Below are 22581 nucleotides of genomic sequence, written 5' to 3' on the forward strand. Positions count from 1 at the left end.
GTATTGCCGAAAAAAATAAACCTCGGCGCGCGCCACTTTAGCACAGCCGTTCAAGAAGTGAAGAGCGAACCCATGCTCAAGTCATCCTTCGGGACAAAAATCTTTGTGGCCATTGTGGGCGTGAGCGCCGCGACTTTGGTGATCACGGGCGGCTTTCTTTACTGGCATGGAACCGCCCTGCTTCGACTCAAGAGCACCGAAGAGCTCTTCACGGCATCGAATGCTATCGCCTATTACATGGAGCACAACCTGGAGGACGTGCTTCGTCAGCTGGAAGCTTGCCCCTTTTCCTGGGCTCAACAACGTGAAGGTGCTCGAGGGGGCTCATGGCCAGACAAGGAGACCGCGATCAAGGAATCTTTTTCGGAATACGCAAGCCAGCTTTTCCGAGACTTTCCCTGGATTGCGGCCGTGGCGCTTCGAAATGAAATCGGAAAAATCCTCTTATGCCATGGCGAAGAGAACTTACTGAGTCCATCCCTTGGCCCGTGCGATCCCATTGCTCTACTTCCCAAAGGTTGTTTGCTTCGAGGTCCTGAAACGAAGAGCACGCGAAGGGTCTATGTGGAGTTGGGGCTGAGCCGAATTCGTGAGGCCCACCCCAGGTCCCTCGCCTGGACCTTTGTCGTGGACGTGTCTGCCCTGGCCACGTCGGCCCCTGTGCCCTCGAGACTCCTGAACGAGATGATGGTGGTGCTGGGCAGGTCGGGCCAAGCCGAGGCTTCGGTCGTCAAAGAGGCCCGCTGGGCGGACACACGGCTTCGAGAGCAGCTCACGTCGAAGCTCGGCCAGATGTTTCTCGAGAGTCGAGATGTGGAGCCGGGCCCTATGGCGGTGGAAGGTCAGAAGATTCTGGTGGCGTCCAGTTTCTTGCCGAAATTGCGCTGGCCGCTGGTTATGGCCGTGCCGGAAAAGAGTGCCGGCATGTCGGCTTCGGCCTTGTTAAAGACGGCCCTGTGGGCCTGTGGCTTGGGGATCGTCTTGTCCCTGGGGGTGTCCTGGTTTGTCGCTTCGCATCTTATTCGCCCTCTTCGACGCTTACAGGAAGCGTTTCGAGAATTCAGCCAAGGGAACTGGAACGTTCAGGTGCCGGTGACTTCAGGCGACGAAATCGCCGAACTGACCGATGGATTCAACCAGGGCGTGGTGTTTGTCACCACGCAGCACCGAAAGCTCAAACGCCTTCAAACGCTCGTGCATCAGACACAGGACGCCGTGGTGCTGTGCTCGTCCAAAGGCAGTTTGGTCTATGCCAATCCGTCGGCGTATGCTTTTTTCGGCTTTCAGCGCCGGGAGGACACGGTCCTTGCACGACTTCACGACAGGGTCTGTGCTGTGGATCGAGAGCGCTTTGACCAGACCGTGTGGCCCAGCATGCTTGAGGGCCCATGGGAAGGGGAAATTCACTTCTGTCGTCAGGATGGCAAGGTTCAATTGGGGTGGCTTCGTGGCGGCAGCGTGTCCGATGAAGCGGGGAATGCTCCCTTTGTCTACGCCATTATTCGCGATATTTCCGATCGCAAGGCGGCCGAAGAGGCGCTTCGGAATGCCGAGGAATACTATCGCACGGTGTTTCGCACCAGCCCGGACGCCATTGTGGTCACCAATCCCTCGGAAGTCATCGTGGATGTCAACGAACCGGGCTTTCCAAATGTTTTCGGCTATGAACGCCACGAAATTCTTGGTCGACCTATCGGCGATCTTCTGGCGGAAGAGATAGACGGCACCGCCTCCCTTCTTTCGGCGCTCAAAGGATCCGGACGCATCACCGTCAAGTGGCGCCGTAAGGACGGCTCCGTTTTTCTGGGCGAAGCCACTCAGGGTGCCCTCAAGGACGCCAAGGATGTGTGGCGAGGCTCTGTTCGCGTCATTCGCGATGTGAGCGAACGCGAAGCTCTTTTGGAAAGACTGGAGCAGACCAATCAGGAACTCAAGAGCTTGGATGAGTTGAAAGACAAGTTCTTAGCTGGAGTCAGCCACGATCTGCGCACGCCGCTCATTCCCGTGCGGGCTTTTTTGGAAAAACTCCTTCAGGGCAAATGGGGACCACTCACGGCAAGGCAGGAAGAATTCCTTCGTTACTGCTTGATCGGCGTGAGCCGAGAAATGATTCTCGTGGAAGAACTGCTGGATTATACGCGGCTGAAATCGGGAAGTCTTACCCTGCGCAAGGAAAATGTAGACCTTCAGGACGTGCTTCGCGCCAGCCTTTTTCTACTTAGGATCCTCGCGGAGACCAACCGGCTCACCGTTGCAGTGGACCTGCCCTTGGACCCCGTGCCCATTGTCGGCGACTACAACAAGCTTCTTCGCATCTTTCACAACCTCTTTTCCAATGCCGTCAAGTACAACCGACCGGGAGGCCATGTGACGGTTCGAGGGGCCTGGGAAAGCCCTCGACGATTTCGCGTGGCCGTGGAAGATTCCGGCATTGGCATTCCCCAGGAAGACCTGCGGCGCATTTTTGACGATTTTTACCGTGTGGGGATGAGCGGGACTCCGGTGCGAGGATCCGGAATCGGGCTGGCGGTCGTGCGGGAACTGGTGCACCTGCACGGCGCCGAGTTGGATGTGCAAAGCACTGTGGGTGTGGGCAGCGTTTTCTCCATCACGTTTCCGGTGATGGAGGATTCCGAGATCGACGTTGCGCTGTCCGTGGATTAAACCTTTTGGAATGATCAAGGGACGCGAAGGCGTGCCCGCGTAGAGGGGTTAAAGAGAGGGGGCGTGTATATGGCCAAAGCTCATGAAGCCCGTGACAGGCTCTCGGAAGGGAGGAAACGGCAGGTGGCGGTCTTTACGTTTTCCAAAAAAGGTGACAGTGGTGAAACGAGCTTGTTGACCGGGGAGAGGGTTTCCAAGGCCAGTTTAAGGCCGGAGACCTACGGGACGCTGGACGAGGCCAGTTCCGTCTTGGGACTGGCCAAGGCGTTCTCAAATAATGACAAGGTGCGCCAAATGGTGCGCACCATTCAGGAAGATCTTCAACTTCTCGCAGCACAACTGGCCTGCGGCACTGAAAAACGCTGTGAATGGAGGGTGGAAAGTCACCACATCGATCGCCTGGAACAATGGATCGAAAACCTGCAACGGGAAGTGCCCCTGCCCCGCCATTTCGTCCTTCCCGGAACCAATCCCGTCAGCGCGTCGTTGGATGTGGCGCGAACCGTAGTGCGGCGTGCCGAACGCCGTGCCACGGGTATGAAGGAAGCCGGTATGCTGGAAGACCCTTTGGTTCAGGCATACCTCAACCGCCTGGCCGATTTTCTGTTTACTTTGGCTCGGTACGCGGAAAAACATCCCTGACCGCTTGTTCGAGAAGATCTTCTGAGTTGTCTTTTTGGGGAGGACGGGGCGGGCTGGATAACCTGGCATCGCGCCGCGGGGGAGGCTTTTACGAAAAAGGACGCGCGGCGCTCAAAAATTCCATGGAGGCGACCTTGCCATGCAGGGCCGCTGCACAAGGTTAAAGGTCATTGCTGCCGGCGCAAGGAGACCCGATCTTTGGGCTTTTTTGAAGAGAAGCCCGTCGTGCTCAGCTCTGAAGGAGCCGCACGTTTGTCTTGTAGGCCGGCGGGCCGTAGCCCATGAAAAAAGAAGAAAAAAGAAAAAAAATTTAAAAGAAGCCAATGGCCAGTTTTCTTTTCCCGTCGACTTTGCCCCAAAACGGTGGTTCCTTCCTCTTATTTTTTCATTTTCGGACTTGCCAGGAAACCTAAAGGCCTTTAGAAAGTGTTAGCACTCAGGTGAGTTGAGTGCTAACACCATACCACGATGCACAAGGAGTGAGAGGCCATGAAGTTACGTCCACTGCACGACCGAGTGATTGTCAAACGGTTGGAAGAGGAAGAACGGACTCAGGGCGGTATCATCATTCCCGACACCGCCAAGGAAAAGCCTCAACAGGGCAAGGTTCTGGCGGTGGGCAAAGGCAAACTCTTGGACAAGGGCGATGTGGTCCCTCTCATGGTCAAGGAAGGAGACCGAGTGCTCTTTTCCAAGTATGCCGGCACGGAAGTTAAGGTGGAAGGAGAAGAGCTTCTCATTATGCGAGAAGACGACATCTTAGCCATTCTTGAATGATCGCCTAGGTGAGGAGGAATCATCATGGCAGCCAAGGAAATCAAATATTACAGTGAAGCCCGTTCCAAGATTTTGCATGGTGTGGACATTCTGGCCGATGCGGTCAAGGTGACTCTGGGACCCAAGGGTCGCAACGTGGTCATCGAGAAGACCTTTGGTTCCCCGACGGTGACCAAGGACGGTGTGACGGTGGCCAAAGAAATCGAGCTTGAGGACAAGTTCCTCAACATGGGCGCGCAAATGGTCAAGGAAGTGGCCAGCAAAACCAGCGATGTGGCCGGGGACGGCACCACCACGGCGACCATTTTGGCGCAATCCATTGCCCATGAGGGTTTCAAGCTGGTGGCGGCGGGCCACAATCCCATGGCTCTGAAGCGGGGCATTGAAAAGGCGGTGGACAAAGCCGTGGAAGCCCTCAAGGCCATGAGCAAGCCTACCAAAGACCAAAAAGAGATCGCCCAGGTCGGCACCATCTCCGCCAACAATGACGCCACCATCGGCGATATCATTGCCGAGGCCATGAACAAGGTGGGCAAAGAAGGTGTCATCACGGTGGAAGAAGCCAAGGGGATGGAAACCACCCTGGATGTGGTAGAAGGGATGCAGTTTGACCGGGGCTACATTTCCCCGTACTTCGTCACCGACCCGGAAAAGATGGAAGCGGTTCTGGAAGACGCCTACATTCTGTGCCACGAAAAGAAGATCAGCGCCATGAAGGATCTGCTGCCGATTCTGGAGCAGATCGCCAAGATGGGCAAGCCGCTGCTCATCATTGCCGAGGATGTTGAAGGGGAAGCCTTGGCGACGCTGGTGGTGAACAAGCTGCGGGGCACCTTGAAGGTCTGTGCCGTGAAGGCGCCGGGCTTTGGTGACCGTCGCAAGGCCATGCTGCAGGACATTGCCATCTTGACCGGTGGTCAGGTGGTCTCGGAAGACTTGGGTGTCAAGCTGGAAAACGTGAGCCTGAACGATCTTGGGTCTGCCAAACGTGTGGTGGTGGACAAGGACAACACGACCATAGTGGACGGCGCCGGATCCAAGGAAGCCATTGAGGCGCGGGTCAAGCAGATTCGCGTGCAGATCGAAGAAACCACCAGCGATTATGATCGAGAAAAACTTCAGGAACGGCTGGCCAAGCTGGTGGGCGGCGTGGCCGTGATTCGTGTCGGAGCGGCCACGGAAACGGAAATGAAGGAAAAGAAGGCTCGTGTGGAAGATGCCCTGAACGCCACTCGAGCCGCGGTGGAAGAAGGGATCGTCCCGGGTGGTGGCGTGGCCTTGTTGCGCTGCCAGAAGGCCTTAGAAGACCTGAAGCTGGACGGCGAGGAAAAGTTCGGTTTGGACATTGTTCGCAGGGCGTTGGAGGCGCCGTTGCGCCAAATTGCTGACAATGCGGGCCATGAAGGGTCTGTGGTGGTGGAAAAGGTGCGCGCGGGCGAAGGACCCTTTGGCTTCAACGCCGAGAAAGAAGTTTATGAAGACTTGATCGCCGCCGGCGTCATTGATCCCACCAAAGTGGTGCGTTTTGCGCTGCAGAACGCGGCCAGTGTGGCGTCCCTGCTGCTGACCACGGAAGCCATGATTGCGGAAAAACCTAAGGAAAAGAAAGAAAGCTCGCCGACGCCGCCCATGGAGGATATGTATTAATAACTGGGCGCCTGATGGGCCGCAGCACGAACCCGGACCTTGTCCGGGTTCTTTTTTGTTGCACTTTCGGCGCCGATTTTGCTAAGCACGGAGCGTTTCACGGCGAAATCCGTGCAGTCAATTGGGAAAGGAGGAGCCATTATGGCTCGCGTCACAGTGGAAGACTGCCTCAGGCAGGTGGAAAATCGGTTCGCTCTGGTCCATCTGGCGGTGCGCCGGGTTCTTCAATTGAGAAAGGGTGCGACGCCCCTCATCGACGCGCCGAAAAATAAGGAAGTGGTCGTGGCCCTGCGGGAGATCGCGGCGGGCAAGGTGACCCCGGAAAATATTCTGGAACTGGAAGCCCGAGAGGACCACAACGGCGAGTTGGCTTTGCCTCATCGCATTGCGTCCAGTTCAGAAGAGATTCAGGAGGTGATGAAGGAATCGGCCCAGAGCGGAACCATAGAAGGGTCCATGGAAGAGGCGGTGTTAAAGGCGCAGGGGCCAGAGGGCGAAGAGGTGGATTGAGCGGCTGCTGTTAAGGCCCGCGAAGTGAGGAGAACATGGGGAACCGGAACGGCCTGTCGTGCCTGGAAAAGCGGGAATGGCTCAATCGTCCGACCGTGGCTGTGGACGAGCTCATGGCCCGGGGGCGCGCTCTGGAGGAAGCGGGCTTGATTCACGATGCCGTGGACTTTTACGAAAAGGCGCAGGCCCGCCGTGAACTGGAGCGCCTGGTGTCCCTGGCCGTGGACGAAGGGGATGCCTTTCTTTTTCTACGCCTGCACGGGATCCTCAAAACGGACCCCTCACCTGAGCAATGGAAAACCTTGGCGCAGCGGGCTGAGACCCTCGGCAAGACCCTCTACGCGCAGCGGGCACGGCAGCAACTTTCTTGACAAGCCACCTCGGCATGCTTAAAGGACTTTCGGCCTGCCCGTCCTAAAAAGAATCCTTGAAAAGCCTCTCAAGTACAGGTGATGGGAACTATGGCTACGAACCGGGACTATTATGAGATCCTTGGTGTTTCCCGCAACGCCAGCGATGAAGAAATTAAAAAAGCCTACCGCAAGCTGGCCCTTAAGTATCATCCTGATCGGAATCCAGGGGACAAGGAAGCCGAGGAGCGTTTCAAGGAGGCGGCGGAGGCCTACGAGGTGCTTCGAGATCCTCAGAAGCGCCAACTGTACGACCAGTTCGGCCACGAAGGGCTTCGAGGTTCCGGTTTTCAAGGGTTTCGAGGTTTTGAGGACATTTTCAGTTCATTTGGGGACATTTTTCAGGAGTTTTTTTCCTTTAACTTTGGAACATCCCAAAGGTCCAGGACCAATGCCCGGCCGGGAAACGATCTGCTCTACGAGCTGGAAATTTCCTTTGAAGAAGCCATCTTTGGCACCGAAAAAGACTTGGATATCAACACATACCGGCAGTGCGAACGCTGTGGAGGCAGCGGGTCGGAGCCGGGGTCTTCCGAGAGCATGTGCCCTCTGTGCCGAGGGCGTGGACAGGTGGTCCAGAGCCAAGGCTTTTTCCGCATCGCCACGACGTGCACGCGCTGCCATGGTGCCGGCCGTGTGATCACGACCCCGTGCCGGGATTGCGGGGGGCAGGGCCGGCTGCGACGCCTCAAGACGGTGCACGTGAAGGTGCCGCCGGGTGTGGATTCCGGAACACGGCTACGCTTGCGCGGGGAAGGTGAGAGCGGATACCGCGGGGGTGTGGCAGGGGATTTGTACGTGCGGCTGAAGGTGCGGCCTCACGAGATCTTTGAACGGGACGGCAACGACCTTTATGCCAAGATCTCCGTTTCTTTTGTTCAAGCCATCCTGGGCGACGAAGTCCTTTTGAATACGCTGGACGGGGAAAAGGTCATCAAGATTGAACCGGGCACCCAGCCCGGAACCGTGCTCAAGTTTCATGGTGAAGGTGTGCCTTCGTTGCGAGGCTACGGCCGAGGCGACCTCTTTGTCCAAATCGATGTCACCATCCCTTCTAAAATCACCCCCCGCCAAAAAGAGCTTCTTATGGAGTTTCAGGCGATCGAGGAAGAAAAAGCCGAAAAGAGGGGTCGCAAGTGGCCCTGGAGCAAACGGCATCAGGACAAGGATCGCGTCGTGGGCGAGACCGCTCGCTAAGAATGGGTGAAACCGGCTCGCGCGCATCAAAGGCGAACGTGACCTTTCCCAAAGAGCGGTCTTAGGTCGAGCGCGCCTTGGAGTCGCGATTTGGCTCGATGACCGGGGACAAGGTTTTCGCGGCGCGTTCCTTGGGCAAGGAGGGTCGATCGTGAGGGCTGAGCGCTATTCCGGCCAGTACCAAGATTTTCATGCCACCGCATTGTACTGCCCGCGCTGCCGGCAAGCCATGCCGGTACGCAGTCGGCTTTTGTTGATTCTGCCGGATGGAGAACTTCACGAGTACCTGTGTGCCGTGTGTGCCGCGTCCGTGGGCACCAAGACGGTCAGACAAGAGCGCGAAGCCCGCATCCTTATGGCCTAGTCAGGGCACGTGGAAAAACGCGCGTACACAGGGGCATGAAAAGCCTGGGTTCGAACAGAGGTGAACAAGGATGATCGAAGCGCACGGTTTGACCAAGTGGTATGGAACGGTACCCGCCATACAGGATGTGAGTTTTGAGATCGCCAAGGGGGAAGTGGTGGGATTTCTCGGCCCAAACGGCGCCGGCAAGTCCACCACCATTCGCATTCTCACCTGCTACATGCCACCGACGGCCGGATCCGCCAAAGTGGACGGCTTGGATTGCCTGGAAAACTCTTTGGAAGTGCGCCGACGCATCGGCTATCTTCCGGAAAATGTTCCTTTATACAATGAGATGACCGTGCGGCGCTTCTTGTCCTTTGTGGCGCAGGTCAAAGGCGTTCCCTGGAAAGAAGTGGCCAGGGAAGTGGATCGTGTCATCGACGTCTGCGGCCTGGACGGAGTGCGCCAACGCATCATCGGGAACCTTTCCAAGGGCTATCGTCAAAGGGTGGGCGTGGCGCAGGCTCTGGTGGGCAATCCGCCGGTGCTCATTCTGGATGAACCCACCATCGGGCTGGACCCGACACAGATTTTGGAAATTCGAAAGCTTATACAGGACTTGAGGCAAGACCACACGGTGCTTTTGAGCAGTCACATTTTGCCCGAAGTGGCCCAAATCTGCCAGAGAGTGGTCATTATCAACAAAGGACGCATCGTGGCCACGGACGCCCCGCAAACCTTGACGGCCCAGTTGCAAAAATCGGCAAAGATTCACCTGACGATTTCCGGGGACGGGGCCGGGCTGGCCGAATCGCTACGACGCCTTGACGGGGTCTTGAACGTGGTTGTGGAAGGAACCGAGCCTTCTCGGCTGATCGTGGAAGCGGATCGCCAATCTGACCTTCGACCTGCCTTGGCCCGCGCGGCGGTCCAACATGGTGTGGACCTTTTGGAGTTGAAAACCGTGGACCTGAGCCTGGAGGAGATCTTCATGCATTTGGTCACGGAAGAGCCCGACGAGGAGTCCGCGGCTGCCGAAGTGGCTCAGAAAGCCAACCATAGGGAGGGAGTAAAATCATGAGAGGTTTTTGGGCTGTATACCGCAAGGAGCTGTATGCACTTTTTGCCTCCCCGATCTTTTACGTGGTGGCTTTCATCTTTCTCGTCTTGCACGGCTACTTTTTTTATACGTCCTTGGCCTACTACAGTATGGTGAGCTTTCAGGCGTCTCAAAATCCCTTTATGGCCCAGCAGATCAACCTGATGGACATGGTCGTTCGGCCTGTCCTCATGGACCTCGGGGTGGTGCTCCTGCTCACGGCGCCTTTGCTCACCATGAGAACTTACGCCGATGAGCGGCGTTCGGGCACCATGGAATTGCTTTTTACGCTACCCGTAACCGACAAGGCCGTGCTTGCGGCCAAGTTTGCCGCGGTGCTCACCACCCTGGCGCTTCTTCTTGCCGGAACCCTGCCGTCCATGGCCATCCTCGAAACTTTGGCCGATCCCAACTGGAAGGCCATGCTCTGTGCCTACGCCGGCTTGTTTTTCATGGGGGCTTCTTTTATGTCCTTGGGCATGTTTTCCTCGGCACTGACGCGAAACCAGATTGTGGCGGCGGTGCTGTCTTTTGGGGCCCTCTTGCTCTTTTGGGTCATCGGATGGCTGAGTTCCATTATGGGGCCCACGTCCGTGCGCCTGGCCGAATATCTTTCCATCATTCGCCACTTCGATAATTTTTCCAAGGGCGTCCTCGACACCAGAGATGTGGTCTATTACCTGGTTTTCATAAGCTTTTTCCTCTTCGTGACCGTGCGCCAGATCGAATCCTACCGTTGGCGCGGCTAAGGGACAAAAGATACAACGGAGGCCTGGTAAGATGCCGAAAATATTGAAATCGCGACGGCTGCATTACGGATCCAGCGCGGTTTTTTCCACCGTGGTTTTTTTTGCCATTCTGGTGCTGGTGGCCCTTATTGCCGAACGACACCCGCTTCGAGCGGACTTCACGGAAACCGGCGCGTTCAGTTTGTCCGAACAGAGCCGAAAGGTGGTGGCGTCCATTGAGGAGCCCATCACGATCAAGGCCTTTTTTGCCTCAGGGGCTCCTGAGGCGTCGCGTGCCAAGGACCTTTTGGAAACCTACCGATACTATAATAAGAATCTTCACTATGAATTCATCGACCCGGACCGAGAGCCCCAACTGGCGCGCCAATATGAAATTCGGGACTACGGCGTTTTGGTGGTTGAAGGCTTGGGCCGCAAGGAAACCGTGCTTCGTGCCGACGAAGAAGCTTTGACCAACGCGCTCTTCAAACTCAGCCGCCAAGAAGACAAGACTGTGTATTTCCTTACGGGTCATGGTGAGCGTTCTTTTGACGACATGACAAAGGCGGGATATTCTTCGGCCAGATCGGCCTTGGTCAAGGAAAACATGCAGATCAAGTCTCTCAATTTGATGCAACAAACCGAGGTGCCGCAGGACGCGGCGGTGGTCATCGTGGCGGGTCCTCAAAAACCCCTCTTTCCCGAAGAAGTGGCGACCCTTGAAACGTATCTGCTCCGGGGTGGCAAGCTTGTGTTTTTCCTCGATCCCGAAAAAGACGGCGGCGTGCGCTCTTTTCTTCAAAAATACGGAATTGTTCTTGGCGATGACATGATCATCGATAAGTTGAGTCGCGTTTTTGGGGGCAGCTACCTCATGCCCGTGGTGACCCAGTACGGGTCGCACAAGATCACCCAAGGGTTCAATGTGGCCACCTTTTATTCCGAAGCGCGGTCCGTGACTCCCGTCGATGATCCTCCCGACGGCGTGACCCTGGTGACCTTGGCGTCCACATCGGAAAATGCTTGGGCGGAAACGGACCTGGATCGACTCTATCGCGGTGAGGCCATTTTTGAACAAGACAAGGACAAACCCGGCCCTGTGTCGTTGGGCGTGTTGGCGGCCGTGGACACAAAAAAGGTTGCTTCCGAGCAACCTTCGGTATCCCAGGGCTCGAATGGAGCTCAAGACGCCGATGCGGAAGCCCAAGACGTGGAGAAGACCGACGCCAAGCCGGCTCTGGGATACCTTGTGGTTTTTGGCGATTCCGATTTTGTGGACAATACCCATTTCGGGGTTTCGGGAAACAGTGACCTTTTCCTTAATATGGTTCATTTTCTTGCCGAAGAAGAGACTCTCATCAGCATTGAACCCAGAATGCAAAAAGCTCAGACTTTGATGCTCACGGCACCCCAAGCCCGCATGGTCTTTTGGACGTCCGTGGTCGGGGTGCCCATGGTCGTTGTGCTTGTTGGATTCGGGGTGTACCGGGTTCGGAGGTCGCAGCGATGAAGTGGCGTCATGCGCTCCTTTACCTCCTCGTTTTGGTGCTTCTTGGAGGCTACTATTACTATTTCGAAATTGTCATGAAACGGGAAAGGGACGAGGCGGAACAGATCAAGAAGAAGGTTTTTGCGGTGAGCGCGGAAGCGGTCGAGGAAGTGTATCTGGAGGTGGAAGGCAAGCCCACGGTTCATCTGGTCAAGAAAGACGGTGCCTGGGTTTTGGATCAGCCCGTGTCTGCAGAAGCCGATCAAGGAGCTGTGAAGACCTTGGTTCATTCCCTGGTGGAACTGGAAAAGAGCCGCGATGTGGATACTGACGCCAAGGATATGGAGCTGTACGGCCTGGCCAAACCCGGGCAGGAGGTGCGGTTTCTCTCTGAAAACACCTGGCACCGACTGCGGTTGGGATCCAAGAACCCCACGGGTGAAAGCCATTACGCGGCCAGGGAAGATGAAAATGTGGTGTTTCTTGTCGCCTCCGGCCAGGTGCAGGCCTTGAACAAAGCCCCGGAGGATCTTCGGCGACGGGATCTTTTGAACTTTGAAGACGAGAATGTGCAAAATCTCGTCGTGTCCTGGGCTGACGGACATCAGGTGAAGCTGGTTCGCGAGGCGAAGAACAAGGACGCGTGGCGCTGTGCCGACGAACCTGAAAGGCGTGTCAAAAAATCCAAAGTGGACAATGTCCTGAACCAGATCCGCTGGTTGCGCGCCAAAAACTTCTTGGAAGGGACCGGGGAAGGTTCTGCCCTCTTGGAAGGCGGGGTTTCCGAAGCCCAGGTGGTGTTGCAAGGCTTCGATGGATCGGAGTTGTCGCTGCAGATCGGGCGCAAGAAGGGTGAGCCCGAAACTTATGTGGCCCTCAGTTCACAACTGAAGACGCCGGTGACCGTGGACGGTGCGGTCCTGAAGGAGTTGCCAAAGTCCGTGCGCGATGTGGAAGACCGATCCGTGGCAAGGTTCGACTCAAAGGACATCACCCGCATGGAATATGCCATGGGCGAGGAAAAGGGTGAGATGATCCTTCAAGACGATGGCACCTGGGTTCAAGTGAAAGCCGATGGCAGCCGCCGCGTGTTCAAAGAATCCTGGCGCATTCGTCCCCTATTTTGGGAATGGGAGGACCTGGAATACGAGGAGGCAGAAGATGCCGAGGGACAATGCGGGCAGCAGGCGGGTTGGCACCGCATGAGTTTGTACCGCAAAGAAGGCGATCCCCTGGTTTTCTCATGGCCCGGGGCGTCCGAAGACCAAAAGACCGACACCGTGCGGTTGTGCTCCGGGTCCGGCAAGGCTTACCTTGTTGAGACAGAAAAATTAAAGAAAATTGAAAAAAAGTTGCAGGAAGTCTTGAAAAGCCCCTCGGAGGAAAAGACTTCAAAGTAAGAAAGGCCCCGCGAGGATGCTTCTTGCCTGGAGATGAGGGCTTTTCATCTGCTCAACAGCTTGTCGGAAACGCTCACATCCTGGAACGGGGCATGCCGCCGAAAAACTACTCGCGCCCTCCCCTGTAGCTGGTTTTTTCCAGCGGCAGAGGGTGACATCCCGGGGGAAGCTGCCCCGTTTCGACCACCACGTCGATGGGTATGCCACCACGGGCATACCACAGCCCCACCACCCGCAAGTACTTGGGATCCATGGCTTGTTGCAGGCGTTTGAGAATCGCCACCGTGCAGGCTTCATGAAAGGTGCCGTGGTTACGAAAACTGCCGAGAAATAGCTTATAGGACTTGCTCTCCACAAGCCGCGCTCTGGGAACATAATCGACGATGATGACCGCAAAATCGGGCTGTCCCGTGATGGGGCACAGGGTCGTAAATTCGGGGGCCGTAAGCCGCACCACATAGTCCACGTCGGGATGAGGGTTGGCAAAAGTCTCCAAAACGGCTTCATCCGGGTGGCTCGGAAGGGGTGAGGGCCGTCCCAGCAGGGTCAATTGATCCGAATCTTGATGGGGCATGGGCGTTTTCCCTGTTCTTTTATATCAGCGTCCACGAGGTCCTTAGCCGTTTTCCCCAAGAAACCGACTTGAGGCAAAGTCCCGTCAGCGCATCAGGCGTTTGATTTGATTGTGGTGCTTGCGAAACACCTCATCGGCAAGTTTTCCCAAAGCATCCTGAACCAAAGCCGGTGCAGGAAGATCCAAGGGAGGCGGGAGCTGAAATCGTTCAAATTTGTGGGGGTGAATATAGAGTTTTTTTTCGATGGACATGATTTCTTCCGCCGTAAAGTTGCTTCCTAAAAAATGTTTTTGTTCCAGGCCGCACACATCGAGACTCTTAAGGAAGTTCAAAATGGTCAAGAGGTCGAAGTTGGATTGAAAAGCTTGAATGTTCGCGTTGAGCGCTCGAACTTCCAACTCCAAGTCCTTAAAAGCATCCTTGTATTTGGCCATCCAGGCGAGCAATCGGTTATAGGATTCCAGAAGGAGTTTGCGAAACTTGCCTTTATGTGTCAGGGCCGTGACCTTGATAAAGCGCACACCGCGGGCAAATGGCTTTTCAAGGCATTCACGCCAATAGGAGTCCTGGGGAATGTCTAGAATGGCGATCAATGTCTTGAGCATTTCCGGGTCCATGGTCAAGTAACCCAGGCGGGTGAAGCGCTTGCCGACATTTTGAGCCAAGGCACGCACGGCTTTCGCTTGAGTTTCCACGTCCTCGGTTTCCAGCTCGATAAGGCGCCGTTGAGTCAGATAGTTCTCGAGAACTTCCTCTTTGACCTGCCGTGTCAGACACGTAATGAGATCGTCTTCCACAAAGCCACCTCCCGGGAACGCACCTTTTGCGCCTTCGAGTGCCCAACCCATTCTGTGCCGGCTGGGTCCAAATGTTCGGGAAAGCTCGCAGGTTGTCGGGGTTTACAGGGAGCGTTGTGCCGGCAGATTGTCCTGCGGTTGGGCTACGAGAAATGTGCGAGGATTGAGCACCAGAGCCGCGTGTTCCGGTGGGTATATGTCCCCGTGTTTTAAAACGACCATGGAAATGCCCTGCGCCTTTGGTTTAAGAAGAACAATGGCATGGAAAAGGTCGTCCACTTCATGGCATGGATATGGCACGCCTTTGTCATTGGTGATGTCAATATGGCGATGAATGCGGCATGAAAACCAGACGGCGGTGCCGTATTTTTTGGCTGTCTGTTGAATCGCCTCCAGCTGTTTGCGTGAAACTCGCTCAAAGTCCAAGCCGTCCAGGACGATGAGGGTCGGGGTGAACAGCACCTGGTCCCGCAAGCTCTTCAGGTTCTCTTCCAACTTGGCCGGAGTGAACGTGTGGTGTAGGTAGGACATGATGAACCGAGACGACACCATGTTTTCCTTGAGGCCTTTGAGGACCGCCTCGTCTTTCACGGCGTTCTTGAAGTTGCGGTACAATTCCTCATACCAGATCTTGATCTTATCGGGCAATTCGTCGATGCAGATGTGAAGGACTTTTTCGTCGCGGGCGAGCCCTTCCAGAGCGATGAGGGTCAGGCAGGCCGTTTTGCCGACGCCTGCACGGGCCAAAAGCACTCCCATCTGCCCGGAACGCAGAGGGTCTCCAAGGCAGGAATGAATAAACGTCGTTGGAAAGGGCGATGAGCCATCAAAAGCTGTCATAAAAACGCTCCTTTGAGAAAGTCTGAGGAGGCTGTCCGCTGTCCGTCCATGCCGATTGCTCAGTCAATCTATACTACCTCACAAACCGGTGCAAAGGGTAGTCAAGAAAGCTGACTAGTTCTTTGAGCCCAATTCCTCTTTGCGTGCTCTGATGATGTCCTCGGCAAGACCCTTGGGCACTGGACTGTATCGCGCAAATTCCATGGTGAATTCGGCTTTGCCCTGGGTGGCGGAGCGAAGTACGGTGGAGTAGCCGAACATTTCCGACAGAGGCACCTCGGCTTCGATGCTGGTAAAGGCCCCGTCTTCCGCCGTGCTGATAATTATGCCGCGCCGTTGGTTCAAGGTGCCCAGCACGGCGCCTTGAAATTCGGAAGGCGTTTCCACCACCACGCGCATCACCGGTTCCATGAGCTGCGGCTTGGCCTTTTCAAAGGCCTGCCGAAAAGCGCCGATGGCGGCTTGTTGAAAGGCCAAATCGGAGGAGTCCACGGGATGGGTGGTGCCGTCATGAATGGTGACCCGCACCCCCGTGATGGGAAAGCCTCCAAGAGGGCCTTTCTTGAGGCAAGCGCGAAACCCTTTGTCGCATGAGGGAATGAATTCCTGAGGAATGACGCCGCCGGTGATGCGGTTGACGAAGGCGTAGTCTCCTTCTTCCAAAGGCTCGATGAATCCGGCCACTCGGCCGTACTGGCCCGCGCCGCCGGTTTGCTTCTTGTGCGTGTAGTCGAAATCGGCCCTTTGTGTGATGGTTTCTCGATAAGCCACTTTGGGTTGGCCGGTGACCACCTCCGCTCCGTACTCCCTTTTCATGCGCTCCACATAAACGTCCAGGTGCAGTTCGCCCATGCCGCAAATGAGCGTTTCTCCAGTCTCCTCGTCCAGAAAAGAGCGAAAGGTGGGGTCTTCCTTTGTGAAGCGCGCCAGAGCCTTGCTCATGTTTATCTCCGCTTTTTTGTCCTTGGGTTTGATGGCCAAGGAGATGACCGGATCTGGCACGTAGATGGAGGTCATGGTCAGGCGTCGGCTTCCGTCGGTGAACGTATCTCCTGAGGCGCAATCGATGCCGAAAAGGGCCACGATATCGCCGGCGGCGGCGGATTCGATGTCTTCCATCTTATCGGCATGCATGCGGCCCAGGCGCCCAATTTTTGCAACCTTGCCGGTGCGCGAGTTGACTATGGTCGATCCTTTTTCGATGGATCCTTGATAAAGCCGCACATAAGTCAATTGCCCATAGCGGGTGACCTCGAGCTTAAAGGCCAGCATGACCAATGGAAGATCGGGGCTGGACTTTAAGGGGACTTCCTCGTTGTTCAGATCGGCGTCGAGGGCCGTCGTGACCACATCGGCCGGGCTGGGCAAATAACGGAGCACGGCATCCAAGAGAGGTTGCACGCCCTTGTTCTTGTAAGCGGACCCCATCAGCACGGGAGTCACTTGAAGATTCAGGGTCGCTTGGCGAATGGCTCGATGAATGATCTCTTCGGTGACCGTCTCTTCCAGAATCGCTTCGGTGAGTTCATCGGAAAAGAGGGAGAGCGTGTCCAGCATCTCTTCGCGCTTTTCCATGGCCAGGGCCTGAAGGTCCTGAGGAATCTCGTGTTCTTGAACGTCTTCGCCGTTGGGCCCTTCAAAGGTCAGCGCCTTCATGCGAATCAGGTCCACAACGCCTCGATGGTCTGCTTCCAGGCCCAAGGGGATCTGCAGAAGCACGGGCACATGGTCCAACTTTTCCCGAAGCTGATCGGCCACTTTCAGGGGATTGGCGCCGGCGCGATCGCATTTATTCACAAAGGCGATCCGTGGCACACTGTAGCGTCTCATTTGCCGGTCCACGGTGACCGACTGACTTTGCACACCACCGACACCGCACAGCACCAAAATGGCGCCATCCAGAACCCTCAACGCCCGTTCCACCTCGATGGTGAAATCCACATGGCCCGGCGTGTCAATGATGTTGATGGCATGCCCTTTCCACAAACAATGGGTGGCCGCGGACTGAATGGTGATTCCGCGCTCCTTTTCCAAATCCATGGAATCCATGGTGGCCCCCACGCCGTCTTTGCCCTTGACTTCGTGGATCGCATGAATCCTTTGCGTGTAATAAAGGATGCGCTCTGTCAGCGTGGTTTTTCCCGAATCGATGTGGGCGCTGATGCCAATGTTTCTTAGGGTGGTCAAATCCTTCGTCATAAATCGTCTCCAGATACGATGCGCAAAAGTTGCCCGCCTCAAACAAAACAAAAACGGGCACTCGCAGCTCCGTGCCCGTCGGGGTTGTCGTCCTTAACAGAAATTCGCGGATAAGGAAAGAAGAAAGTCTGGCTTTACGACGGTGGAGGAATTTTAAGGCGCATTCCCGGCTTGATCTTGCTGGGGTCGCTCAGCTTGTTCGCCGAAACAATTTTATGCACATCCACATGGTACCGGCGCCCGATGACCCACAGGTTTTCCCCCGCAGCCACCTTATGAATGATTTGCTGGGCATTATGGGATTGAGGCGATGCCTTGAGAGGCGGCTTGGCGGAAACCTGCCCATGGGACCAACCCACGATGAGCTTCAATCCCACTGGAAGCGGTTTCTTTACGCTGAGATTGTTCATGCGAGCCAGCTGCGTGACGGATAGACCGTAAGCACGAGCCAACGACCAAAGAGTATCGCCACGGCGCACCGTGTGCGTTTTGGCTGTCACTTTCTGAGGCTCTGAGCGCTTCCAGGAACTCACGTCCACCGGAGGAAGGGAAGCCACCGAGGCCACCCGCACAGGTTCGAGAGGGAAAAGATTTCGAGGTTTTAAGCTTTCTGCAAGGTGCACGGGTTCCAGTTCAAAGGCTCGCCGATAATACACCAAAGGGGTACCCGGGGTCAGGGGCGCATGGGGGTCGAGATGGTTCCATCGCGCCAGGTCTTCCAGACGCACACCGAAGCTCTGGGCCAAGCTGGCCAGGTCGGTTTGATTCTTGTCCACATAGTATAGGACCTTTTTGGGAAGAAACCCGGCTTGCGCCAATTCAATGAGGGCTCTTTTTTCGGTGTCCGAAGGATTGACCTGGGCCGCCAAGGTGGACCAGGGCGCATAAAATCGTACGTGAATGTGATCGTTGTGGCGTGGCTCGTGTCGAATGGCCGCATCGGTAGACCTGCTGCCCACATCATTGAACAGCCGGTTCAATAGTGCCCGGTCAAACCCACGAGACAGGGCGAAGTCAAAGAGCAATTTCTGGATTTTGCGGTCCACAAAAAGGTACTGGACCCGTCCCGTGCGGATCAAGGCTTCGATGAACGTCCAGGTCTTGGCCACGTCCAGATTCCCCGCATGCATGGGAACGAAACGGTCCAGCCGTTTATTGCCGAGAGCGTACATGCCCACGTCCACGTCCCGCCCGTTTTGATGGGACTTGTGGCCTTTGAGGCGACCGCCGTTCCGGGCAGAAAAATCCCCGATGAACAGGTCCACGGTGTTGGGATACTTATCCCGCACCGCCTCGATGGCCTCCAAAAGGCTGCCGATCAATTCGGGTGTGGCGTAGGCCAGTTCCGGATTGCGAACCGTGTACCCCCCCATGTGGGTGGGGAACTGGATACCGTTCACCAAACGGCCTTTGTAGGGTTTTCCGATGGAAAGGGTCAGAGCTTGCGCTGCGGCTGACCACGCCAGGCAAGTGCAGAAGGTGGCCGTGATGCCGATAAGGTTCACAAACCGACGCCGGGGTGCCCGAAAACGGTGTGGGCCGGCGAATCTTTTCCCTCTGCCGAAAAAGTAGCTCGCCCGTTCCAGGATGTCCCTCCTTCGCTCGGGGTTTACCATCTACGCATCGAGTCGCCTCTTATCGTATGGCGAGCCCACGCCCGCCACGGTGAAACCTCGATGGGCGCACCGTCCCATGGAACATCCTGTGGCGCGCCGAGGATCGTGAAAACATGCTCTTATTAAAGAAGCAAAAAAAATCTGTCAAAGAAAAAATGCATGTCGTGTCAAGGACATGAGAAAAATATAACAAGTCCAATTTTGAAGAAGGCTTTTTATTAGGGCATTTTCCCGGCCGTTTCCAAAGGGGACCTGGATTTAGCGGGGCGTTTCGGAACGATCCCGAGCATTGAGGCGTTCGTAAAGGGCAATTTGTTCGGCAAAGCTCAATCGCTTGCCCCCGCACGCCGTTCGGCGGCAGGTTTGGCATCTAGCCTCCGAGCACTGCAGGCAAAAATGGCAGTCAGGACAAGGGTTTTTCTTGGGTGTTTCCCGATTCGCGGCGGGGGCATAAACGCGCGCCATGCCACAGCGCTTCACAAAAAAAGGGGATTCATTGGTGTCTTTGATGGTCATGGAAGCCTCCTCACATTGCTGTTGCGGGTTTAATGGAATTAAACTAAGAAGCACGGCGCGTCAAAGCAACGGTGCAACGGTCCCGAAGGGGGAATCACGGCGGTCGTTGAGGGCTGAGGCCGCTGAAAGGCAAGAGAGGGCGCCGAGCGTGCTGGAGGTGCTGGACCACGAGTATTTCATGGGGCTGAGCCTTCGTGAGGCGGACCGGGCCATGGCCTGTGAAGAGGTGCCGGTGGGGGCCGTTCTGGTGGGTTTGGACGGCGTGGTGTGGGCTCATGGCCACAACCTCACCGTGACGCAGCGAGATGCCACGGCCCATGCAGAAATAGTGGCCCTTCGGCGCGCCTCGGCGCTCTTGCGCAACGCCCGGCTTTCCGGCACGGTGCTCTACGTGACTTTGGAGCCTTGTCCCATGTGCCTGGGGGCTTTGATTCAGGCGAGAGTGGACGGCGTGGTTTTTGGCGCTTTTGATCCCAAGGCGGGGGCGGCCGGTAGTGTTGTGGACTTGACAAGGCCCCGGTGTTTCCATCATAGTGTTGCGGTTCTGGGCGGGGTTCGTCGCGACGAATGCGCGCAACGACTGGCCCGGTTTTTTCAAGATCGGCGCAAGCCCGTGCACCGGCGATGCGGAGAGGTACCGAAGTGGTCGTAACGGGGTCGACTCGAAATCGACTTGTCCTGTGAAGAGCAGGGCACGTGGGTTCGAATCCCACCCTCTCCGCCAGTTCAGGTTGCTAAAAAAGGCGGCTTCCGGCTTGAGGCGCCCCGTGAAGCGTGGTCCGCGAATCGTGGGGCGTGCCACAAGCCTTGCCCCAAAAGAGGTTTCATTGTTCTTTGCCACCGGCGTGATGGAGTGCGCTGCGGAGAGATGCCCGAGCTGGCCGAAGGGGCACGACTGGAAATCGTGTGTTCCGTCAAAAGCGGAACCGAGGGTTCGAATCCCTCTCTCTCCGCCACTTTTATGTTCCACGAACCCATGCCTTTGACACCCCCATGTCCTATCTGGTCCTGGCCCGAAAGTATCGTCCTCAAACCTTTGAGGAAGTGGTCGGGCAGCCTCATGTGACCCGAACGCTCAAAAATGCGGTGCAATCCGGCCGCATCGCCCACGCCTATCTGTTTACAGGTGCGCGCGGTGTGGGCAAGACGTCCGTGGCCCGCATTTTGGCCAAGGCATTGAACTGCGAGACGGGCGTGACGCCGGTGCCATGCAATCGATGTTCCAATTGCTCGGAGATTGGCCAAGGCCGGGCGGTGGATGTGCTGGAGATCGATGGGGCCAGCAATCGAGGTATCGACAGTATTCGAGAGTTGCGCGAAACGATTCGATACCGACCGGTCAAGAGCGCCTACAAGGTCTACATTATTGATGAAGTGCACATGCTCACCACGGAGGCCTTTAACGCCCTTCTGAAAACCCTGGAGGAGCCGCCGGCCCACGTGGTTTTCATCTTTGCCACCACCGAGCCGCACAAGATACCGGCAACCATTCTCAGCCGTTGCCAGCGCTACGACTTTCGAAGGATTCCCACGGAGGAGATCCAAGCCCAGCTTCTACGCATCGCCCAACAGGAAGGGGTGGCGTTGTCCGCCTCGGTCTTGGATGCGGTGGCCCGGGAAGCCGACGGCAGCATGCGCGATGCCCAAAGCCTTATGGAGCAGCTTTTGGCCTTGCGAGGCGACGACCAGCAAGACCGCGAGCTTTTGGACCTTCTTGGGGTCGTGGACCGAGAAAGTGTTTTGGCGGCAGCAGAGGCTGTGGTGCGGCGGGACCCCGCGGCGTGTCTAGACGTGGTGGAACGCATCTATCGACGAGGCATGGACAGCCGTCGCTTTTGTCAAAGGCTCTGCGAACTCTTTCGGGACCTCATGGTCATGGCCTTTCGTGCGCCGTCTGCGAAAACTCCGCCGGATGCCCTGGGACTAGAAGCGGAAAGGCTGCAGCGTCTGGTGAATCAAACCACGGTGGAAGATCTCTTTCAGTATTTTCAGATTTTAGTCTCGGGCGAAGAAGACATTCGAAGGGCTTCGCTGCCTCGAGTGACCTTGGAAATGCTGCTTCTTCGCCTGGCCTGCCTTCCCAGAGCCGAATCTGTGGAAAAGATTTTGGAGCGATTGGAACAACGCGCAGAAGGTCCATGGTCGCCAAGGCTGGAACAGGGCTCGGCCTTACCCTCCTTGCGAGAACCTCAGGGTTTGGAGCCTGCGCCAGGGGCCAAGTCGGCACCCGTTGAGGCCGCCGCCTCGGCAGGGAGTTTCCGGCAGACCGTTGCGGAGGCAAGCGTTCCGGAAAAGTCTCTCGATGCCGGCGACTCGAGGACGGATTTCGGCACCGGTCCAGCCCCGGAAGATGGGGCTAAGCAGTGGGAAAATTTTTGCCGGTGGCTCGAGCAGCGGGATCCCGTGACCGCGGCCAAGCTCCACAAAAGTACGGCAACGGCGACGCCCGATGGGCTGAATGTAGAAATTTTGGAAATCTATGAGGAGAATATCAAAAACGGAGAAACCGAAAAGACGCTTTTGCAGCATTTGACGCAATACTTTCAGGGCAAGCGACCGAACTGGCGCATCACCTTTTCCGTCAAGAAGATCGAACCCCAGCCCTCCGCCCGGGCCCGCAAAGACCCCGTCCACTCCAGGAGTGCTGTATTGCGGCACCCGGCGGTCCAGATGGCGCTGGAAATTCTGGGAGGGGAACTGGTGGAAATCCGGCCGGTTCGGCCGCAAAAACCCGCACGGCGCCGCACAGGGCGGACCGACAAGACGACATGAGGAGGCGACGAAAACGATGAAAGGATTCAATCCGCTTCAGCAGCTCAAGAATTTTCAGAAACGATTGGCCGAGGTTCAGGAGGAACTGTCCCATCGCACGGTGGAGGCGTCTGCGGGAGGTGGCATGGTGACGGCGGTGGCCAATGGGCGCCAGGAAATCCTCAAAATCACCATCGATCCTCAGGTGGTGGACCCGAACGATGTGGACATGCTTGAGGATCTGGTCACGGCGGCCGTCAACGAGGCCTTGAAAAGGTCGCAGCAAATGATGGCCGAAGAAGTCGGTAAACTGGCCGGGGGTGTCCAACTTCCTCCGGGGCTGAATATTCCCGGCCTGTTTTAACAGGTCGAAAGCCT

Annotated in this window: 20 protein-coding genes, 2 tRNA genes and 1 pseudogene; 17 read left to right on the top strand and 6 right to left on the bottom strand. The window is 56.3% G+C overall.

Translation table 11 applies throughout. The annotated features are described in order from the left end of the window. Positions 1 to 72 precede the first annotated feature (72 nt). From EDC27_RS10525 to EDC27_RS10585, 12 genes and pseudogenes are all read left to right on the top strand, one after another. Positions 73 to 2664 (top strand): sensor histidine kinase, encoded by a 2592-nt coding sequence (locus tag EDC27_RS10525; protein WP_123290601.1) that lies wholly within the window; start codon positions 73 to 75, stop codon positions 2662 to 2664. 69 nt (positions 2665 to 2733) lie between these two features. Next, positions 2734 to 3306 carry a cob(I)yrinic acid a,c-diamide adenosyltransferase gene (locus EDC27_RS10530; protein ID WP_123290602.1) on the top strand — a complete coding sequence of 191 codons (573 nt, stop codon included), beginning with the start codon at positions 2734 to 2736 and terminating at the stop codon, positions 3304 to 3306. Between the two features lie 489 nt (positions 3307 to 3795). Continuing rightward, positions 3796 to 4083, top strand: coding sequence for a co-chaperone GroES (gene groES / locus EDC27_RS10540; RefSeq protein ID WP_123290604.1), 288 nt, complete (start codon positions 3796 to 3798; stop codon positions 4081 to 4083). Positions 4084 to 4107: 24 nt separating this feature from the next. Next, complete coding sequence (gene groL, locus EDC27_RS10545) at positions 4108 to 5730, top strand: chaperonin GroEL (RefSeq protein ID WP_123290605.1); 1623 nt, start codon at positions 4108 to 4110, stop codon at positions 5728 to 5730. Positions 5731 to 5871: 141 nt separating this feature from the next. Beyond that, positions 5872 to 6060: pseudogene (rpoZ, locus tag EDC27_RS16910) on the top strand (DNA-directed RNA polymerase subunit omega); the annotation flags it as partial. Between the two features lie 215 nt (positions 6061 to 6275). Then, complete coding sequence (locus tag EDC27_RS10555; protein WP_123290607.1) at positions 6276 to 6611, top strand: hypothetical protein; 336 nt, start codon at positions 6276 to 6278, stop codon at positions 6609 to 6611. A gap of 90 nt (positions 6612 to 6701) precedes the next feature. Next, positions 6702 to 7847: a molecular chaperone DnaJ gene (dnaJ, locus tag EDC27_RS10560; RefSeq protein ID WP_123290935.1), complete on the top strand. Its 1146-nt coding sequence runs from the start codon at positions 6702 to 6704 to the stop codon at positions 7845 to 7847. Between the two features lie 151 nt (positions 7848 to 7998). Then, positions 7999 to 8211: a hypothetical protein gene (locus EDC27_RS10565; RefSeq protein ID WP_245994460.1), complete on the top strand. Its 213-nt coding sequence runs from the start codon at positions 7999 to 8001 to the stop codon at positions 8209 to 8211. 70 nt (positions 8212 to 8281) lie between these two features. Continuing rightward, on the top strand, positions 8282 to 9274 hold the full coding sequence (locus tag EDC27_RS10570) for an ABC transporter ATP-binding protein (RefSeq protein WP_123290609.1): 993 nt from the start codon (positions 8282 to 8284) through the stop codon (positions 9272 to 9274). Continuing rightward, positions 9271 to 10041, top strand: a complete 771-nt coding sequence (locus tag EDC27_RS10575) for an ABC transporter permease (RefSeq protein WP_123290610.1) — start codon at positions 9271 to 9273, stop codon at positions 10039 to 10041. The genes EDC27_RS10570 and EDC27_RS10575 overlap by 4 nt, the downstream gene beginning before the upstream one ends. Before the next feature lie 31 nt (positions 10042 to 10072). Next, positions 10073 to 11530, top strand: a complete 1458-nt coding sequence (locus tag EDC27_RS10580; RefSeq protein ID WP_123290611.1) for a GldG family protein — start codon at positions 10073 to 10075, stop codon at positions 11528 to 11530. Continuing rightward, on the top strand, positions 11527 to 12909 hold the full coding sequence (locus EDC27_RS10585) for a DUF4340 domain-containing protein (RefSeq protein ID WP_123290612.1): 1383 nt from the start codon (positions 11527 to 11529) through the stop codon (positions 12907 to 12909). Before EDC27_RS10580 ends, EDC27_RS10585 begins: the two co-directional genes overlap by 4 nt. Positions 12910 to 13015: 106 nt before the next feature. Here EDC27_RS10585 and queF read toward each other — a convergent pair whose 3' ends face one another. The 6 genes from queF to EDC27_RS10615 all read right to left on the bottom strand — a co-directional run bounded on the left by queF (position 13016) and on the right by EDC27_RS10615 (position 19452). Further along, entirely contained in the window at positions 13016 to 13483 is a 468-nt protein-coding gene (gene queF, locus EDC27_RS10590) for a preQ(1) synthase (RefSeq protein ID WP_123290613.1), read from the bottom strand. Positions 13484 to 13567: 84 nt separating this feature from the next. Further along, on the bottom strand, positions 13568 to 14281 hold the full coding sequence (locus tag EDC27_RS10595) for a hypothetical protein (RefSeq protein WP_123290614.1): 714 nt from the start codon (positions 14279 to 14281) through the stop codon (positions 13568 to 13570). A gap of 102 nt (positions 14282 to 14383) precedes the next feature. Continuing rightward, positions 14384 to 15121 carry a DEAD/DEAH box helicase family protein gene (locus EDC27_RS10600; RefSeq protein ID WP_123290615.1) on the bottom strand — a complete coding sequence of 246 codons (738 nt, stop codon included), beginning with the start codon at positions 15119 to 15121 and terminating at the stop codon, positions 14384 to 14386. A gap of 114 nt (positions 15122 to 15235) precedes the next feature. After that, positions 15236 to 17320 carry an elongation factor G gene (gene fusA, locus EDC27_RS10605; protein ID WP_123290616.1) on the bottom strand — a complete coding sequence of 695 codons (2085 nt, stop codon included), beginning with the start codon at positions 17318 to 17320 and terminating at the stop codon, positions 15236 to 15238. A gap of 134 nt (positions 17321 to 17454) precedes the next feature. Beyond that, positions 17455 to 18936, bottom strand: a complete 1482-nt coding sequence (locus EDC27_RS10610; protein WP_123290617.1) for a LysM peptidoglycan-binding domain-containing protein — start codon at positions 18934 to 18936, stop codon at positions 17455 to 17457. Positions 18937 to 19194: 258 nt separating this feature from the next. After that, positions 19195 to 19452 (bottom strand): hypothetical protein, encoded by a 258-nt coding sequence (locus EDC27_RS10615; RefSeq protein ID WP_211334866.1) that lies wholly within the window; start codon positions 19450 to 19452, stop codon positions 19195 to 19197. 148 nt (positions 19453 to 19600) lie between these two features. Between EDC27_RS10615 and tadA the strand changes: the two genes are divergently transcribed. From tadA to EDC27_RS10640, 5 genes are all read left to right on the top strand, one after another. Further along, positions 19601 to 20104 (top strand): tRNA adenosine(34) deaminase TadA, encoded by a 504-nt coding sequence (gene tadA, locus EDC27_RS10620; protein WP_211334867.1) that lies wholly within the window; start codon positions 19601 to 19603, stop codon positions 20102 to 20104. After that, positions 20081 to 20176 (top strand) — tRNA-Ser (locus EDC27_RS10625). The genes tadA and EDC27_RS10625 overlap by 24 nt, the downstream gene beginning before the upstream one ends. A 138-nt stretch (positions 20177 to 20314) precedes the next feature. Then, positions 20315 to 20408, top strand: a tRNA-Ser gene (locus tag EDC27_RS10630). A gap of 37 nt (positions 20409 to 20445) precedes the next feature. Next, positions 20446 to 22224, top strand: a complete 1779-nt coding sequence (gene dnaX, locus EDC27_RS10635; protein WP_123290618.1) for a DNA polymerase III subunit gamma/tau — start codon at positions 20446 to 20448, stop codon at positions 22222 to 22224. A gap of 16 nt (positions 22225 to 22240) precedes the next feature. Beyond that, positions 22241 to 22567, top strand: coding sequence for a YbaB/EbfC family nucleoid-associated protein (locus tag EDC27_RS10640; protein ID WP_123290619.1), 327 nt, complete (start codon positions 22241 to 22243; stop codon positions 22565 to 22567). Positions 22568 to 22581 lie beyond the last annotated feature (14 nt).

Origin of the sequence: Desulfosoma caldarium, from assembly GCF_003751385.1 — a bacterium.
Taxonomy (GTDB): domain Bacteria; phylum Desulfobacterota; class Syntrophobacteria; order Syntrophobacterales; family DSM-9756; genus Desulfosoma; species Desulfosoma caldarium.